Below are 16,971 nucleotides of genomic sequence, written 5' to 3'. Positions count from 1 at the left end.
TTTATGTCTATGGTATTACTAAATTCTGACCTTGAGATAATTCATTGCCAGAAATACCATTTGCTTGTCTGATTTTATCTACGTTTTCAGGTGAACCACTACCGTAATATTGAATAGCGATACGATATAAGTTTTCTTTACCTGTTACAGTGTGTGCTTGTTGTGATTGATTTTGATTTTGGTTTTGATTACTTTGTGCATTTTGATCAGTTTGATTATTTGCTGCATCTTGTGCGGCATTTTGAACATCTTCATTTTCAGCATTTTCGTTATATTGATTTACACTATTGTCGCTGTTTTGATTTTGATCAGTTTGATTATTTTGTTCATCTGATCCATTTTCATTCGTGCTATTTTCAGATGAGTTTTCAGATGAGTTTTCAGATGATTCGCTAGAAGCGCTTGAGTCGCTATTTTTATCTGAATCATTTGATTGCTTATCGCTATCTTCTGCTTTCTTCTCTTCATCTTTTTTAGCTCTTTCTTTCTCTGCTTGTTCATCCGCTTTTTTCTTAGTATCACTGTTAGTTTGTTCAGTTTTTTCGGCAATTTCTTTACCATTGTCTTTATTGGTACCATTTAAGTACATGCCAAGGAATATTGCCAGAGCCCCTAAGATAAGAATGGCAGCTATTATCGGTATTAAAGCTTTTTTAAACTTGCTAGAATTACCATCGTCTCCATTATTACCACTCTGTCCACTATTACCACCATTAGGCGGTGTGCCTCCACCGGAAGCTCCTGCACCGGCTGCACCTGCAGCACCTACGCCAGCAGCGGCAGCGCCTTTTTTCTTGTTCGATTTATCTTTATTATCATTCTGATTGTTTTCTTGCTTATTTTGATTTTTTTGGTCTTTATGACCTTTATGGGCTGCTGAAGCTGCAGCTCCTGCGCCAACTGCAGCGGCTCCGCCTGCTACTGCTGCGCCTTTTTTCTTGTTCGATTTATCTTTGTTATCATTCTGATTGTTTTCTTGCTTATTTTGGTTATTTTGGTCTTTATGACCTTTATTGGCTGCTGAAGCTGCCGCTCCTGCACCAACTGCACCAGCTCCGCCTGCTACTGCTGCGCCATTTTTCTTGTTCGATTTATCTTTGTTATCATTCTTATTGCTTTCTTGCTTATTTTGGTTATTTTGATCTTTATGACCTTTATTGGCTGCTGAAGCTGCGGCTCCTGTGCCAACTGCACCGGCTCCACCTGCTACTGCAGCTTTTTTGCCTTTATTATCATTTTCTGACTTCTGTTGTTCAACCTTTTGTTCAGGTTTGTCAGTTAAAGATTTTTTTGGACGCTTTTTATTATTATCATTATGTTTAGAAGCACCAACACCTGCAGCTGCTCCTGCTGCGCCTATTCCAGCAGCACCAGCTTTATTATTTGAATCTTGTTTAGGTGTCGCTGGTTCTTCTTTAATTTCTTGTTCTTGCTTCACATCTTCGTTATTCTTCTGTTTATTAGCCTCTTCTTTTCTACGTTGTCTTCTTAATGCACCTCTTGGTGGATACGTTTGTTCGTTTTTACGCTGTTGCTTATTATCTTGTTTTGAATCTTCTACTTCTTTCCGATTAGATTGACTATTATTGTTCGTCTCTTCGGTGTTTACTTCTTCTTTCTTTACCTTGTCTTCAGGTCGTTCTATCGGTTGACGACTCTTTTCAAACTCGTCTTTAAAATTATCTTTAGACAATAAACTCACCTCATCATTATCTTTTTGATTTTAAATATATTGAATTATACTTCATTATATCCCTGTTCAACTTATCAAGTAAAGCAATCCTATTAAAATATTGCATTTAATCTATTTTGATAAGATATTCTTCGTTTAACTTCTTTAATGTTCGGTAATTTTAATAACTTTACATTGTTACAGTTATCACAGCATTTATCTTTTTGATTAACAGATTCATTGAAATATTGCATTAAATAACTTCTTCTACAATAGTTACTTTGAATATAGTTTTTCATATAATGAAATGCAGCTAATTTTTGATCTTGTTCTGCTTGAATTTTATCTTTTAATTGTTCGAAAGGATATAGCTCAAGAAGGAATTTAATATTCGTCGTAACTTCCTCATTTAACTGATACCCTTGTTCGTATAAATTAAGCATATCTAAATCGATTCCATGATCATGTGCCAAGTGATTAAGAATTAATAAATCACGCGACGTAAAAAAACTTAATGCTTGTGACGGCTCACCATCTCTCCCTGCTCTACCAACTTCTTGGACATATTTAGAAGGAGATGTTGGCAAATGGTAATGGATAACTGTCCTAACATCTTGTTTGTTTATACCCATGCCAAAAGCACTTGTCGCTACGATTATTTTGATATCATTGTTAATAAACTGCGTTTGAACTGTTGTTCTTTCTTGATAGTCTAAATCACCATGATAAATACCCGTTAAATAACCTTCTTTATAAATAATATCAGCTAGTTCGCGACATTTTTTCTTTGAAGATACGTAAATGATGGTAGGACCTGTTTCTTTTATTTCATTTAATAAAAATTTGTCTTTTTCTTCTTCACTCTCAAAGTTAAAATGATGATACATAATATTTGAACGATTTAATCCTTCTTTATGTATTTTGAATGTTCTTTTCGTAATTTCTTGTATATCTTCCACCATTTTATCCGTTAATGTTGCCGTTAACGCAATTACTTGAGCATGATTAAAATATTGCGTCACTTTTGAAATGAGTGCATAGTGTGGTCTGAAATCAAATCCCCATTCACTTAAACAGTGTGCTTCATCTAAAACGATATATTTAAAATCTATTGATTTGAAATGTTTGAAATTATGCTCTTCATAAATGAACTCTGGACTACAAAATATAAATTGATACTGAGATAAAGATTTAAATATGTCTCGCTTTTCATCAATTGATAATGCTGAATGTATGGCTACCGCATTTTTTTCTCCATTTAGTTTCATTTGTACAACTTGATCATCCATTAATGAAATTAAAGGTGATATGATGAGAACTCTACCTCCCGTTATATAAGCTGGTAATTGATAACACAAACTTTTACCTGCACCAGTTGAAAGAATGCTTAATACATCATGACCATCTAGTATATTTTGAACAGTTTCTTCTTGCCCATTTCTGAATGTTTCATATCCAAAATATTGTTTGAGTTTACTGTGTAACATTCAATCCCTCCATTGCATAGATCACATACATTAATTTAATTTCAAAATAAGTGAATTCACCTAATGCTTCATAATAATATTTCAAATTTTGATTTGGCTTGTCTTCAAAAACTTTTACAAATCCCAAAAATTTATCATCATCAATGTACTTGTTTTTATCTGTTAAATAACCTTTAATATACATTTCTATGACATGATCATGAATTGTATGCGACTTAACATTTTTTAAGCGTGCTAATGTTTCAATATCGTAAGTTTGATTTAATAATTGATAAGTCGTTAATGTTTGTTGATGTAACTTAGGCATAAATTTAATTTGAGATAAAATTGGGTATTTGTCTTCATTTTGCAGCGTCACTTGTATAAATTGATATTCCTCCACTAAATGCGCTTTTAATTTAATAATGGATATATCTTCTAACAGTGCTATTTGTTCTGTGGTATATGGAGTTTCTCGATAACCTGCTAATAAGTAATGAACATAGATTTCATTAAAAAATTGATTCATATCTTCAAATAAGTGATGAACTTCTGTTATAAATTGATTTTCACTATCATCTTTAATAGATATGTATAATTCTTTTGCCTTGAATTGTATCGTTTTATCATTAATAATGGGTTGATAAGAGAAATGTTCATGTTTTCTCTGGCTAACCATTTGAATTAACAGTAATAAAGTGCCTACTGTTTGTGTGGCTTGATGGTATAAATAGTCACCTACAATCGGCTTCAAATCTTTATTTATTTGTTGTTCAACAACCTTTTCAAAATCCGCATATTTTAGGTTAGGTAAACAACCATAATATAATTTTAAATGCTCAATCGTAGCATCAAAATATGTTTGGTGTGTTTTCTTTCCAGTTAAAATATTATAAATACTTTTATACGTTTTATTTTCGTGTTTCATAGAAAGGGTTTTCATAATTATGTCTTGCAAATCAATCACCTCATTTAATATAAAAATGTTGAAAAATATATGTGTTATCACTAAAATAAGTATGTATAATAAGTGTAGCATGTTTTTTAAAGGAGGCGAAAATTTTGGCTAAATACACAATAGTAGATATGGATACATGTATCGCGTGTGGTGCATGTGGAGCAGCTGCCCCCGATATATATGATTATGACGATGAGGGAATCGCCTACGTAATATTAGACGACAATAAGGGAATCGAAGCTGTCCCAGAAGAATTACTCGAAGATATGGAAGATGCTTTCGAAGGTTGTCCAACAGATTCAATTAAAATAGCAGATGAATCGTTTGACGGAGACGCACTTAAATTCGAATAATATAGATTAATAAAGCTTGGGAATCATTCCTTTGCTCATAAAAAAATAACAACTCATTTCACTGATTTATTCAGCTAGAAATGAGTTGTTATTTTTTATGAAATAGCTTGGTATGTTTTAAAATCTTACGATTTTGAAAGTGCATGCTTGCCTTATGAATATGGTTCGAGACTATAGTCGCGCGCGGCATACTATTCCCCCGGGCGTCAGCACTTTACAAAATCGTGGAGAAAATAGTTGAAATCGGGTGAAATATAAAGTACATAAATTGGTTTAGCTTTAATGGCTACCAATATAAAAAAAGAGCGTAAATTTCTGTTTATTGAAGAATTTACGCTCTTTGCTATTTATCATGTGAAGCCTGACTTGATAATATCATGGCTTCTATTTATCAAGTGGAGATTGACTTGATAATATCAACGGCTCTATTTATCATGTGAAGCCTGACTTGATAAATTCACGGGCTCTATTTATCATGTGAAGCCTGACTTGATAAATTCACAGGCTCTATTTATCATGTGGGGCCTGACTTGATAAAATCAACAGCTCTATTTATCATGTGAAGCCTGACTTGATAAATTCAACGGCTCTATTTATCATGTGAAGCCTGACTTGATAAATTCACAGGCTCTATTTATCATGTGAGCCATGACTTGATAATATCAACGGCTCTATTTATCATGTGAGCCCTGACTTGATAAAATCAACAACTCTATTTATCATGTGGGACCTGACTTGATAAATTCAACGGGCAAATCAACGAAGACCCAGAAGATATCATCCTCAAAATAAAGAAACATATCACGCTATTACTGAGAAAATTCAGTAGCGTGATATGTTTTAATTTATTTTATAATTGTTTTGAGTTTATCAAAGATGATTAAGTATATGACTGAAATCACAATACCTTTTATTAAATTGAATGGAATGATACCTGCAGATACAATCATTTTTAAATTATGTGCAAGATCTGCTAAGTTCATGATTTGACCGTATAAAGGTAATAATACAAAATAGTTCATTAAACTCATAAATACAGTCATCAATATGACACCTGTTATTAAACCATAACCCATGAACAGTTTAGATTTTTTAATACGGTAAAAATAGTATGTTGGTATAATTAAACAAACTGAAGCTAAAAAGTTAGCCGTATTTCCGATTGGTTCATGTGATACGATTAAAAAGTTTAATACATTTTTAAATAATGCAACTAATATTCCTGATACTGGGCCAAATGCAAATGTCGCCACAAGTACTGGCACATCGCTGAAATCCATCGTTAAATATGGTGGTAAAAATGGCAATGGAAATTTTAAAAACATTAAAATAAAGCTGATTGCAATAAGCATACTTACAGTGAGTAAGCGTTTTGTTTTGTTATCGTTAGACATATAAACTCCTCCTATTCATCTCGTAAGAATAGGAGGAAAGCAATAGCAAATAAACCTAGCATAAACTAGATCTTTTCCTCCATCTTCTCCCATCCAGACTTTAACTGTCGGCCTTAGATTTTCACTAAGTCAGCCAATACACATATAAACATATGTATTGGGTCGCGGGCTATAACCGCCGGTATGGAATTACACCAAACCCCGAAGATGAATTTTTATTAAATTTTATTTTTATGATTCATATATTAGCACAATACTAAAAAACTTTCATTAAAACGACTCATAATTTATTTATTTAGGTAAAGTAATTATAAATATCGTGCCTTTTCCTTGTTCACTTGTCACATTTATCGTACCATCATGAGCATCGACAATCTTTTGTACGATAAACAATCCAAGTCCGGTACCATGTTTACCTCTTGTACGTGATGCATCCACTTTATAAAATCGATCAAAAATCTGTTCTAAATGTTCTTTCGCAATACCGACTCCTGTATCTTGAACAGTGATTACAAAATCTTCTTCTTGTGTGTCATCGAATATAACGTCAATTGAATCTTTCTGATGCGTATATCTTACAGCATTATCAATTAAATTCGTTAATATTTGCTCGATTCTATCACTATCACCGTACCAATTAATAGCTTCGCCAATATGTTTTACGTTTAAATTCAAGCCATTTTCTCGTGCTTGTGGTAAAAATTTAGTATCTATTTTATTGATGAGTGTCGATATTTCAAATTTATCTAGATGAACTTTAATACCTTCAGCATCCATTTTCGCAACTTCTAATAGTTCGTTAATGAGTCTGCTTAACCTTTTAGACTCATCTAAAATGATAAATAGAAAATCATCTACATCTTTCTTGTCTGTCACTACACCATCAACGATAGCTTCTGTATAACCTTGCAACATAGAAATAGGTGTTCTTAACTCATGTGAAACACTTGCTATAAAGTCTTTTTTCATTTGATCCATATGGTGTTCTTCAGTCATATCTCGAATGATAACAACAATTCCAGACGAACCATCATTTTGTATGCTGTCAATGTATGTTGATATTACAACATAATATTTATGACCTACTTCATACTCAAAGAATTGAGTGTTTTTCTCTTTAAATGTTTCATTTCTTTGAATTGAAATATCTACATGTTGATATTCTTTAACTTCTTTTAAGAATGAATCGGCTTTGGAATTAGATATAATGATTTCATTTTTATCATTTATACCGAGCACACCATCAATCATAGAATTTATGAGTTTTTCTTGAATGTTATTTTTGGATTTAACATCATCAATATTCGTTCTAATATCTTTACTCATTTTATTAAATGCCAAACCTAGTTCTCCAATTTCGTCACGCGTATAAATAGGAACTTTCTCTGTATAATGTCCTTTCGCAACTTTAAAAGCAGCGTGTTTAAGTTGAATGAGCGGTTTAGTAATTCTATTTGAAAGGAAAAATGCAAATACTGTACTGACAACTAATAATATAATTGCAGAAACTAAAATACTGAGCGTCACGACATTTTGAGCTTCTTTAATGGTATTGATATCTTGGAATAAAAATATACCCGCTTCATCTGTTTGAAAAGCTTGCGATGGATAACCTAATAAAATATAGGTGTGCTTTTCGCCATTGAATGACAAATTGATTTCTTTTAATACATGTTTATCCTTGTTAAAAACTTTGTCAAAAGCATGATTTGTTCTAATTTCATCAATCATGACATCTTTTAGTGGATCGTCAGATTGTTTCGTTAAATCTTGATTGTTTTTAATGATAATAAGTCCTGCTGGATCTTCAATTAGTTCTTTAGCATAATCAATCACATGTTCTTTCTCATGTGAATTAAGAAGTAGCCGTTCTATTTTACTGGCATTATTGTATAAGTTCTCACCTGTATTGGAAGTATTGTATGATTGCAAAAAAGTTATGAGAAAAGCGCTTAATAAAAGTAAAACTGTCGTTACTATTAATATAATAGATAACCACAGTTTTACAACAACACTATTTAATCGATTCATTACTCAGGAACCTCAAATTTATAACCTACGCCCCACACTGTATGAATCATTTGCGCAGCCTCTTCTGAAACGCGATTTAACTTTTCACGCAACCTTTTTACATGGGTATCAACTGTTCTTAAATCTCCGTAGAACTCATAATGCCATACTTCTTTTAAGAGTTGTTCCCTATCAAATACTTTATCTGGTGATTTTGCTAAATACAATAATAATTCATACTCTTTAGGCGTTAAATTCACTTCTTTATGATCAGCTAATACACGATGTGCATCATTATCAATGACAAGATTTTCAAATACAATTAAATCTTTCGCTGTATTAGTTTGATTAACCATTGAATGATTTGTCGTGCGTCTTAATAACGCTTTTACACGCAAGACAACTTCTCTTGGAGAGAACGGTTTTACTATGTAATCATCTGCTCCAATTTCAAATCCTTCTACCCTATTATTTTCTTCGCCTTTAGCAGTCAGCATAATAATAGGTGTTGACTTTGTTTCTCTAATTCTTTTACATACTTCAATACCATCTATTTCGGGTAACATTAAGTCTAACAATATACAGTCATAATCTTCGTTTAAAGCTTTATCTAAGGCGATTTTTCCATTCTCAGCCTCATCTGTTTCATAACCTTCTCTTTCAAGGTACATTGTTACTAACTTGCGAATTCTATCTTCATCATCTACAACTAAAATACGGTCTGTCATACTTGCTGAACTCCCTTCTAGCATTTTTTAAGCATAAGAATGTAAACCAGCTACTATTAAATTAACTGCAATAACATTAAATAGTATAATTGCAAGGCCGCCAACAGCTAACCATGCCGATTTTCGACCTTCCCAGCCTTTACCTAATCTTAAATGCAGGAATATCGCATAATACAAGAATGTGATGAGCGCCCATACTTCTTTAGGATCCCATCCCCAATATCTACTCCAAGCCATTTGAGCCCAGATACTAGCGAATAAAATACCACCAAGTGCAAATAGAGGGAATCCAATAATTACTGCTCGATATCCGATTTCATCCATTAAGGATAGATTGACTCTTTTCGTCAATGGTTTTATAAGACTGAACAATGTTTTTCCTTTTAAAATCAATCTCAGTATACCATATAAGACCGAGCCAATAACAATCGACCAAATCACTGTATTTAATTTTTGAGCATTTATAACTGCAGGTAATTCAATTTTACTCCAACTTAATATATCCGTTCTTTCGATTGGTTCATAATCACTTCCTGATACATGATCCACGAGCAGACTATCTTGTTGTGTTACAAATGCAGGTAAATGATAATGTTGAACGGAATTATTATCGTTCTTATCTATAAAGAAGTACGTGTCGTCGTATCCTGCAATATCTTTCATAACCACCGTAGTTAAAATAAAACCGATTATGATAATAACGAAATACATAATCACTTCAACAAAGAAACTATGTATAGACTTTTCTTTCGGGCTAACTGCTGCAAATAAATAAATCAAACCAGCAACACAGCTTATTGATAAAATACCGTAAGAAATCGTTACTGTAATAACATGTATCGCTAACCAGCTAGATTGTAATGCAGGAATTAATGGTGAAACATCTCTAGAAAACATACTTGCATACGCTATAAGCAGCATAGCGATTGGTAAAACAAACAGTGCAAGAATAGGTGTTTTGTATATTGAATAAATGACAAGAAAACCACCTACCATCATGATTCCAAACATTGTTAAAAATTCATACATATTACTTACTGGCGCATGTCCTGCAGCAATCCATCTTGTAATAAAGTATATGATTTGTAATACAAAACCAATAGCTGTTAATGCTACACCAATTTTCGCGCTTCTATTTTTAGAAGAACGTACTGAAAATGAAAATGGTACAACTGCTACTAAATATAATATAAATGCAGAATATAAACTGATATTACTTATATTTAAAATGAGATCTTTATCCATTATTTGCCTCCTTGCTTTCGTGTATGTCTTCTTTTGTATCTTTAATATGGGTAATTTGATGTTTATCTAGTACTTGATTAATCTCTTTACTAAATCCATAGTAATTCTTATTTGTATGACCTGCAATATTAAATTCACCTTTATCTGTATTAATCCAAATACGTCTATGATTAATGTATGAACCTACTGCTAAGCCTATTAAGAATATAACAAATCCAGTAAATAAAATCGGTAGCGTTAAATCTTTTTTAACTGCTAATACTGTTGCCCATTGATTGGTAGCATTCGCAAACTTAACATCATATTGATTACCTTTAGATATATCTTGTGACTCTTTAATTCTTAAGAAACTAAATTCAGATTTTTCACCCTTTTTAGTCACTTCAAACACAAAAGCAGGATTATTTGGATTTGGTGATTTAGTAGCTAATACACCATTTTCTATTTTTTCATAATCCGGCGCGTAACTTCTTAATTTAACAGTTAGGTCGTCCGTAAGTTTATATTCTTTTTTTGGACTTTCTAAATTAACCGTAAATGATTGACCTAATGCTTTTCCATCTTTCGTTTTCAAATTAAAAGTCATTTCTTTTAATGAAGAATTATCAAAACTACTTTGATAAAATTGCAAATGATCATATGTTAAGGGGTGATTAACTTTAATAGAATCTGAAGCAACTGCTTTTAAGTTCTCATTTGAACCAATAACATCTTGTTTGTCATTCTCATATAGTGTTGCTTTAGTTTCATAATTTTTAGCAATTTTATTTAAACTAGGATCAATTGATTCCGGATTGGAATTAGATTGAGATTTCTGATTATATTCTTCATATATAAAGTCATTATTTTTTATATAGTATGCTCTATCAGTACCAGGGACAGGTTTTGTCTCACCTTCTTTAACATAAAGCATTTCATCTAAATAAAAACCTGGTAAAAATCTAAGCATTGCTCCAAATAGTAAAATGATAAGACCTGTATGATTTATGTACGGACCATATCTAGACAAGCGACCCTTTTCAAGGAGTAAATGATTACCATCTTGTTTTACTTTATATCTTTTATTCTTAAATGATTTACCAATACCCTCTAAGTCGACTTGATCTTGAGTTGTCATATTTAATCTTTGACGTTTATAAAATGAGTTGTGCTTTTTCGTCCTTTGATTTTTCAAAGATTTATGTAATGGTATCCCTCTGTCTATACTAGAAGTAATGATTGAGAACGCCACTAAACCTAGTAAAATTAAAAACCACCAAGAGCTGTATAAATTATGAATACCTAATTTATAATAAAGTAAACCTAATGAACCATAATGTTCATAATAATATTGTTCTGGATTAACATTCATAGGGATAAAATATTCTTGAGGGAATATCGTACCTATTGATGCAGCTATAACAGTTAATACAAGTAATGTAACGCCCGTCTTAACTGAAGCAAAGAAATTCCAAACACGATCTAAAATCGTTCTGTTTTTAGTCTTTGAACGTATTGCTTGTCCATCATAACGCATTACGTCGGTTGTCTTTTTCTTATCATAGTCGTCATTTATTAAGCGACCACAGTTTAAGCAGAGTTGAGTTCCTTCTGGGTTCTTATGCCCGCACTCACATACTATTTGCTTGTTGCTCACCTTTAATCCCCCTCTATTTCACTTTGACCATTTCCATTTCTTTAATGATTTGTTTCTTAGAAAGTTCACCAGTATGCTTAGATTTCACTTTACCATCTTTATCTACAGTTATAGTTGTAGGTAATGGGTTTACACCATAAGCATCCGTTACCAAATTATCATTATCCATCGCTACATTAAATGTAGGTGTTTCTTTTAATGAACTTAAATATTGTTTGATTTGTTGCGGATTATTTCTAACATGTATAGCAACGACCTCTACGCCTTTGTCTTTGTAATTTTGATATTGTCTTTCTAGTTCAGGCATTTCACGTTTACAAGGCTCACACCAAGTTCCCCAAAAGTTGATTAATACGCCTTTACCACGTAAATCTTTTAAATTTACTTTTTTACCATCAATCGTTTCAAGTTCAAATAGTGGCGCGTCATCTCCTACTTGAGCAATTTTATCATGATCTTTAGTAAGGCTAGACCATACCGTAAATATAATTGCGAGAAGAATAACTGCCGTAATAATAATTTGGAGTATAGACTTCTGTTTTTTCTTCATTTATTATCCTCCCTAACACAATAAAAAAACCATACATATACAATGTTATGGTGTTTTGTTTAGTATATCATGACTAAAAAGCAGATTAGTGGCATTATTGTGAACGTTTACAATTTATTTGCCGTCTTGTGCTAAATGTCTTAATACTTTTATTTCATGTGGTGATAACGTTCTACCTTGTCCTGCATTTAAGCCTTTTAAATTTAAAGGACCGTATTCTACTCTTGATAGTTTGACAACTTCATGTCCAAAATGACTAAACATTCTTCTAACTTGTCTATTTCTACCTTCTGTAATTGTTAATTCTACATGCGTTACATTTCGTTCTTTATCTTGACTCTTCACCTTAACAATCGCAGGTTGTGTTACACCATCTTCAAGTTGTATCCCTTTTTCAAGCTGCTTAACTTCTTCTCTTAATAAATATCCTTTTAATTTAGCAACGTATTTTTTTTGAATTTTATAACGTGGATGTGTCATTAAATTAGTGAATTCTCCATCATTTGTTAAAATGAGTAAACCTGAAGTATCATAATCTAAACGACCTACAGGGAAGATTCTCGCCTTAATATCTTTGAAGAAATCAGTAACAACTGTTCTTCCTTTATCATCAGATACACTTGTAATGACTTTTGTTGGTTTATGGAACAGAATATAAAGTTTATTAGGCATTTCTAAAGGAATACCTTCAACTACAATATAATCTGAATCTCTTACTTTAGTACCTAGTTCTGTAACTTGTTTAGAATTGACATAAACGAGTCCTTCTTCAATCAATTTTTCTGCTTTTCTACGTGAAGTATATCCACTTTTCGCGATTACCTTTTGTAATCTATCTAATTCTTCGCTCATATTTATTGCTCCTCATTATTTTGTTTTTCGTTCATGCTACTAAAAAACAAATCCATTTCTTCTTGTTCATTTTCTTCGTTTGTTGATTTAGGTAAATCGTCTAAAGAAGTAAGCCCAAATACATTTAAAAAATAATCTGTTGTATAGAGTAATTGACTCCTAGATTGATCATTGTGCTTAGATTCTACGACACCTTTAGCGATTAAAGTTTTGACAGATGCATCTGAATTCACACCTCGTATCACTTCAATATCACTTCTTGTTACAGGCTGATTATATGCAATAATTGATAAAGTTTCTAAAGCTGCTTGTGATAATTTTGTATTCATATTCTCAATCATCAATTTTTCTAGATATTCATGCATAATGGGTTTAGCCGTTAGAATACATTTGTTACCATAAAATATAATTTGCAATGTTTCTCTTTCATATTCAGCAGCCATATCTTTCAACTGTGATGGCGTAATTTCTAGTAATTCACACAATTGATTTCTTTCAATACCTTCATCACCTAATGAATATAATAAACCTTCTAATAATCCTAATTTACTCACTGACATAGTTCACGCCTCGATTTATAGTTATTTCCCCAAACTGATATTGCTGAAAAACATCAATTTGTCTTAATCTCATCATTTCTAATATTGCCAAAAACATTGTTACTAATACATTTGTCGTTAAATTTGGTGGCAAAGTTTCAAAAAAGTTATAGCTTTTACGTTGAGAAAGTTGTTTATGAATGGTTGTAGTCGCCATCTCAATCGTATAACTATCCTCATTTACGGTTACATGCTGTGGTTGATTGAACCTTTGTCTCCTTTTAGTACGTTGATAAGCAATAATTAAATCAGTCATATCCAAATCTAAAGGTGCACGTTTATCATGCATTTCTTCAAATTTAGATAAATCTGCAGGTTTTTTAATAAATATTTGTTCTCTATCGTTCTTTTTAAGATTTAATAATTCTGCATATTCTTTATAATTTTGATATTCTATTAACTGTTTAACTAAATCGTCCCTTGGATCATCTTCAAATTCATCGATATCTGAAGGTTGTGTAGGTAGCAATAATTTACTTTTTATCATTAATAACTCTGAAGCCATAACTAAATATTCACTTGCCACATTTATTTCTAATATCTTCATTTGATGTATATAACTTAAATATTGTTCAGTCAGTTCCTTCATTGGAATATCATAAATATCAATTTCGTATTTCTGTATTAAATGAAGTAACAAATCCAAAGGTCCTTCAAAGGCATCAAGTTTCACTTCATACATTTAAAACTTCCTCATTTCTATTCCTTTTACGTGCATAAACCTAAAAATTATTATACCATGATTACGTATAAAGATTCTATGCTGAGAGGGATTAAAAATGGAAACACAAGTTATGTCATTTCATTATCACTTCCATGTCTTAAGACATTACTTTGAATGTCACGATATATTAGAAGAACATTGGAAAGATCAAACACGTTTTAGTAAAAATGATGCGATCGTAAGTTTAATATTATTTTCTACTGCATGCTATCACTATAGACGCGGTAATGTTAAAGGCGCTCTTAAAACTTATAAAAAATCATTACAAATTGCAGAATACAATGATGACTTTGATCATTTAGGTATTGAAAGAACACCTTATATATCCATTATCAATTCTGAAATGATGCGTATAGCGCAAGGTGAAGCATATCGCAATATACAGCTCCCATTAACAAATGCATGCTACCAAGCTTTAGAAAGTGCATATGATGACTTTGAATTCAATTATAATATGGATGTTTCGGACTATATTAAGCATCATCATTTACTTAGAGACAGAACAGAAGTTATAGAAAGCCGAATGTCAGCATTTAACCAACGTCACTCTAAACTATAAACAGCCAATAAACAAGCCCCCATACGATAACAAACGTTAATAGAACAGCTAATGTTCTATATTTTTTTGATTCGTTATTCTGTGACTCATCATTGTGGTTATTCTTCTTCATGTTTATGCTCCTTTCTTGCCCGTGGATGGTAATTCAAATACATATCTCGTATTTGTTTTTTAGAAATATGTGTGTAGAGTTGAGTTGTTGAAATGTCTGAATGTCCTAACATTTCTTGAACAGCTCTTAAGTCTGCACCATTTTCTAGCAAGTGTGTCGCAAATGAATGTCTTAATGTATGAGGTGTTAACGTTTTAGTGATGCCTTTTTCCAGTCCAATTTTCTTTAATATTTTCCAAAATCCTTGGCGAGATAAAGCGCCACCTCTAGCATTTAAAAACAAAACATCTGTGACTTGTTTCTTTAATAAATTCGGTCTCACTTCTTGAACATAATACTTCAATATTCCCATTAAATGTTCTCCTAAAGGAACAATTCGTTCTTTGTTCCCTTTACCGAACACTCTTATAAATCCCATCGTTAAATTAACATCTTCAACTTTTAATTGAATGAGTTCTGTAACCCTGACGCCAGTTCCGTATAGCAACTCAAGCATTGCTTTATCACGTTCATCTCTCTCATTTGTAATATGTGTAAAGGTTAATAATTGATTAACTTCTTCTTCACTTAGAACATCTGGAAGCTTTTGCTCGTATTTTGGCGTTTCAATTAAAATTGTTGGGTCTTTAACTGCATATTTCTCTCTTATTGCAAACTGATGAAAACTTCTAATGGTCGCTGCTAATCTAGCAATCGTTTTTGAAGATTTTCCCTCTTCTTTCAAATGAGCAAAATATTTCTGAATCACAATACGGTCAATATTATCTATATGACTAATTTTCTTTTTCTTTATATATTGATTATACTGCGTTAAATCGCGATTATAAGATTGAATAGTATTTTGACTTAATCCTTTTTCTAACCTGATAAAATCTATAAATTCATTTATGACTTGATCCATTGACTCACCTCATTGTTGTCATTATTTTACCATAAAAAAAGACATCACTAAAATCAGTATGTAACTTCATTTAGTAACGTCAATATATAGATTTATTCTTCACGACATCTATGACAAACACCATGGAAAGTTAATCGATGGTCTAAAATTTTAAAGTTAAATTCTTTCTCAACACGACGCTCAACATCTTCTAATAAATCTTCTTCAATTTCATCAACTGCGCCACATTCCATACAAACCATATGATGATGGAAATGCTTTGCGCCTTCTTTTCTTAAATCAAATCGCGCAACCCCGTCACCAAAGTTAATTTTATCGACTACTTTTAGTTCAGCTAAAAGCTCAAGTGTGCGATAAACAGTTGCTAATCCAATCTCAGGTGCCTTATCTTTAACTTTTAAGTAAACATCCTCTGCACTTAAATGATCGGCTTCATTCTCAAGTAGTACTCTAACTGTCGCTTCTCTTTGCGGCGTTAATTTGTAGGAAGCTTTGTGTAACTGCTCTTTCACACGTTGTATACGTTCTTCCAACTTGACACCTTCTTTCTTAAATAAAATCATTATCAATTAGAATTGTATTCGTATACTAAAGTACCAATAATCCGTGAAAAAAGCAAGAAAAAATATCGCATTATTTAGAATGATTATAATTTAATAACAAGTATTGAAAAGCAATCATTGTTTTAGCATCTTCTATCTCTTGAGATAATAACAACGACTTAATATTGTCTATTGGAATTTTACTTAAATGTAAAAATTCGTCTTCATCTAAATTAACTTTACCTTCTTTCAAATCTTTAGCTATGTATATACTCACTTTTTCATTACAAAATCCCGGACAACCATATACTTCACCGATAAGCTCCAATTTATCAGCAATATATCCTGTTTCTTCTTCTAATTCTCGTTTTGCAGCACTTTCTCGTTCTTCTCCAACTTCTAACTTTCCAGCTGGAATTTCGATTAATGTCTTTTCCATCGCTTTTCTAAATTGTTCGACTACTATTACTTCGTTTTCAGGTGTAATTGCAAGTACTGATACTGCACCATTATGTAAAACAATTTCTCGTTCACTTGTATTGCCATTCGGTAATTGGACTTTATGTTTTTCAAGGTCAATAATGCTTCCACTATATATAACTTCTTTCGATATCGTTTCTTCTGTTAGTTTCATTCAAGTGCCCCTCTTTTCATTTAAATAATTAATCTG

Annotated in this window: 18 protein-coding genes and 1 riboswitch; of the genes, 2 read left to right on the top strand and 16 right to left on the bottom strand. The window is 32.0% G+C overall.

Annotated features, from left to right (window positions below):
• Positions 1–7: 7 nt before the first annotated feature.
• From LQ598_RS02115 to LQ598_RS02105, 3 genes are all read right to left on the bottom strand, one after another.
• Positions 8–1,693: a LysM peptidoglycan-binding domain-containing protein gene (locus LQ598_RS02115; RefSeq protein WP_107559378.1), complete on the bottom strand. Its 1,686-nt coding sequence runs from the start codon at positions 1,691–1,693 to the stop codon at positions 8–10.
• Positions 1,694–1,785: 92 nt separating this feature from the next.
• Complete coding sequence (locus tag LQ598_RS02110; RefSeq protein ID WP_107559379.1) at positions 1,786–3,159, bottom strand: RecQ family ATP-dependent DNA helicase; 1,374 nt, start codon at positions 3,157–3,159, stop codon at positions 1,786–1,788.
• Positions 3,146–4,066, bottom strand: coding sequence for a helix-turn-helix domain-containing protein (locus LQ598_RS02105; RefSeq protein ID WP_237727752.1), 921 nt, complete (start codon positions 4,064–4,066; stop codon positions 3,146–3,148). Before LQ598_RS02105 ends, LQ598_RS02110 begins: the two co-directional genes overlap by 14 nt.
• 134 nt (positions 4,067–4,200) lie before the next feature.
• On the opposite strand from LQ598_RS02105, the gene LQ598_RS02100 reads away from it, so the two are divergent.
• Positions 4,201–4,449 (top strand): ferredoxin, encoded by a 249-nt coding sequence (locus LQ598_RS02100; RefSeq protein WP_016913182.1) that lies wholly within the window; start codon positions 4,201–4,203, stop codon positions 4,447–4,449.
• Between the two features lie 845 nt (positions 4,450–5,294).
• On the opposite strand, the gene LQ598_RS02095 is transcribed toward LQ598_RS02100, so the two are convergent.
• The 9 genes from LQ598_RS02095 to LQ598_RS02055 form a co-directional block, all read right to left on the bottom strand.
• Positions 5,295–5,843, bottom strand: coding sequence for an ECF transporter S component (locus LQ598_RS02095; protein ID WP_016912388.1), 549 nt, complete (start codon positions 5,841–5,843; stop codon positions 5,295–5,297).
• Between the two features lie 77 nt (positions 5,844–5,920).
• A riboswitch (FMN riboswitch) is annotated at positions 5,921–6,056 on the bottom strand.
• Between the two features lie 78 nt (positions 6,057–6,134).
• On the bottom strand, positions 6,135–7,874 hold the full coding sequence (locus LQ598_RS02090) for an ATP-binding protein (RefSeq protein ID WP_107559387.1): 1,740 nt from the start codon (positions 7,872–7,874) through the stop codon (positions 6,135–6,137).
• Positions 7,874–8,581 carry a response regulator transcription factor gene (locus LQ598_RS02085; RefSeq protein ID WP_107537185.1) on the bottom strand — a complete coding sequence of 236 codons (708 nt, stop codon included), beginning with the start codon at positions 8,579–8,581 and terminating at the stop codon, positions 7,874–7,876. Before LQ598_RS02085 ends, LQ598_RS02090 begins: the two co-directional genes overlap by 1 nt.
• Before the next feature lie 27 nt (positions 8,582–8,608).
• Positions 8,609–9,826: a c-type cytochrome biogenesis protein CcsB gene (gene ccsB, locus LQ598_RS02080; RefSeq protein ID WP_016912385.1), complete on the bottom strand. Its 1,218-nt coding sequence runs from the start codon at positions 9,824–9,826 to the stop codon at positions 8,609–8,611.
• Positions 9,819–11,462 (bottom strand): cytochrome c biogenesis protein ResB, encoded by a 1,644-nt coding sequence (gene resB / locus LQ598_RS02075; protein ID WP_107559388.1) that lies wholly within the window; start codon positions 11,460–11,462, stop codon positions 9,819–9,821. Before resB ends, ccsB begins: the two co-directional genes overlap by 8 nt.
• A 13-nt stretch (positions 11,463–11,475) precedes the next feature.
• Positions 11,476–12,012: a thiol-disulfide oxidoreductase ResA gene (resA, locus tag LQ598_RS02070; protein ID WP_016912383.1), complete on the bottom strand. Its 537-nt coding sequence runs from the start codon at positions 12,010–12,012 to the stop codon at positions 11,476–11,478.
• 114 nt (positions 12,013–12,126) lie between these two features.
• Positions 12,127–12,864, bottom strand: a complete 738-nt coding sequence (locus tag LQ598_RS02065) for a pseudouridine synthase (protein ID WP_016912382.1) — start codon at positions 12,862–12,864, stop codon at positions 12,127–12,129.
• A gap of 2 nt (positions 12,865–12,866) precedes the next feature.
• Positions 12,867–13,424: an SMC-Scp complex subunit ScpB gene (scpB, locus tag LQ598_RS02060; protein WP_016912381.1), complete on the bottom strand. Its 558-nt coding sequence runs from the start codon at positions 13,422–13,424 to the stop codon at positions 12,867–12,869.
• Positions 13,411–14,145, bottom strand: a complete 735-nt coding sequence (locus LQ598_RS02055) for a segregation and condensation protein A (protein WP_016912380.1) — start codon at positions 14,143–14,145, stop codon at positions 13,411–13,413. The genes scpB and LQ598_RS02055 overlap by 14 nt, the downstream gene beginning before the upstream one ends.
• Positions 14,146–14,242: 97 nt before the next feature.
• Between LQ598_RS02055 and LQ598_RS02050 the strand changes: the two genes are divergently transcribed.
• Positions 14,243–14,746 (top strand): DUF309 domain-containing protein, encoded by a 504-nt coding sequence (locus LQ598_RS02050; RefSeq protein ID WP_107537393.1) that lies wholly within the window; start codon positions 14,243–14,245, stop codon positions 14,744–14,746.
• Here the strand turns inward: LQ598_RS02050 and LQ598_RS13750 are convergent.
• The 4 genes from LQ598_RS13750 to LQ598_RS02035 form a co-directional block, all read right to left on the bottom strand.
• Positions 14,736–14,858, bottom strand: coding sequence for a hypothetical protein (locus LQ598_RS13750; RefSeq protein ID WP_016912378.1), 123 nt, complete (start codon positions 14,856–14,858; stop codon positions 14,736–14,738). The genes LQ598_RS02050 and LQ598_RS13750 overlap by 11 nt on opposite strands.
• The gene (gene xerD, locus LQ598_RS02045; RefSeq protein WP_016912377.1) at positions 14,845–15,759 is read right to left on the bottom strand and encodes a site-specific tyrosine recombinase XerD; all 915 of its coding nucleotides are present in this window, start codon (positions 15,757–15,759) and stop codon (positions 14,845–14,847) included. The genes LQ598_RS13750 and xerD overlap by 14 nt, the downstream gene beginning before the upstream one ends.
• Positions 15,760–15,851: 92 nt before the next feature.
• Positions 15,852–16,292: a ferric iron uptake transcriptional regulator gene (gene fur, locus LQ598_RS02040; protein WP_016912376.1), complete on the bottom strand. Its 441-nt coding sequence runs from the start codon at positions 16,290–16,292 to the stop codon at positions 15,852–15,854.
• A gap of 100 nt (positions 16,293–16,392) precedes the next feature.
• Positions 16,393–16,935: an NUDIX hydrolase gene (locus LQ598_RS02035; protein WP_016912375.1), complete on the bottom strand. Its 543-nt coding sequence runs from the start codon at positions 16,933–16,935 to the stop codon at positions 16,393–16,395.
• Between the last annotated feature and the right edge of the window lie 36 nt (positions 16,936–16,971).

The sequence above is a fragment of the Mammaliicoccus sp. F-M27 genome (assembly GCF_022387115.1).
GTDB classification, from domain to species: domain Bacteria; phylum Bacillota; class Bacilli; order Staphylococcales; family Staphylococcaceae; genus Mammaliicoccus; species Mammaliicoccus vitulinus.
This window is presented reverse-complemented; position numbering and strand designations above follow the sequence as displayed.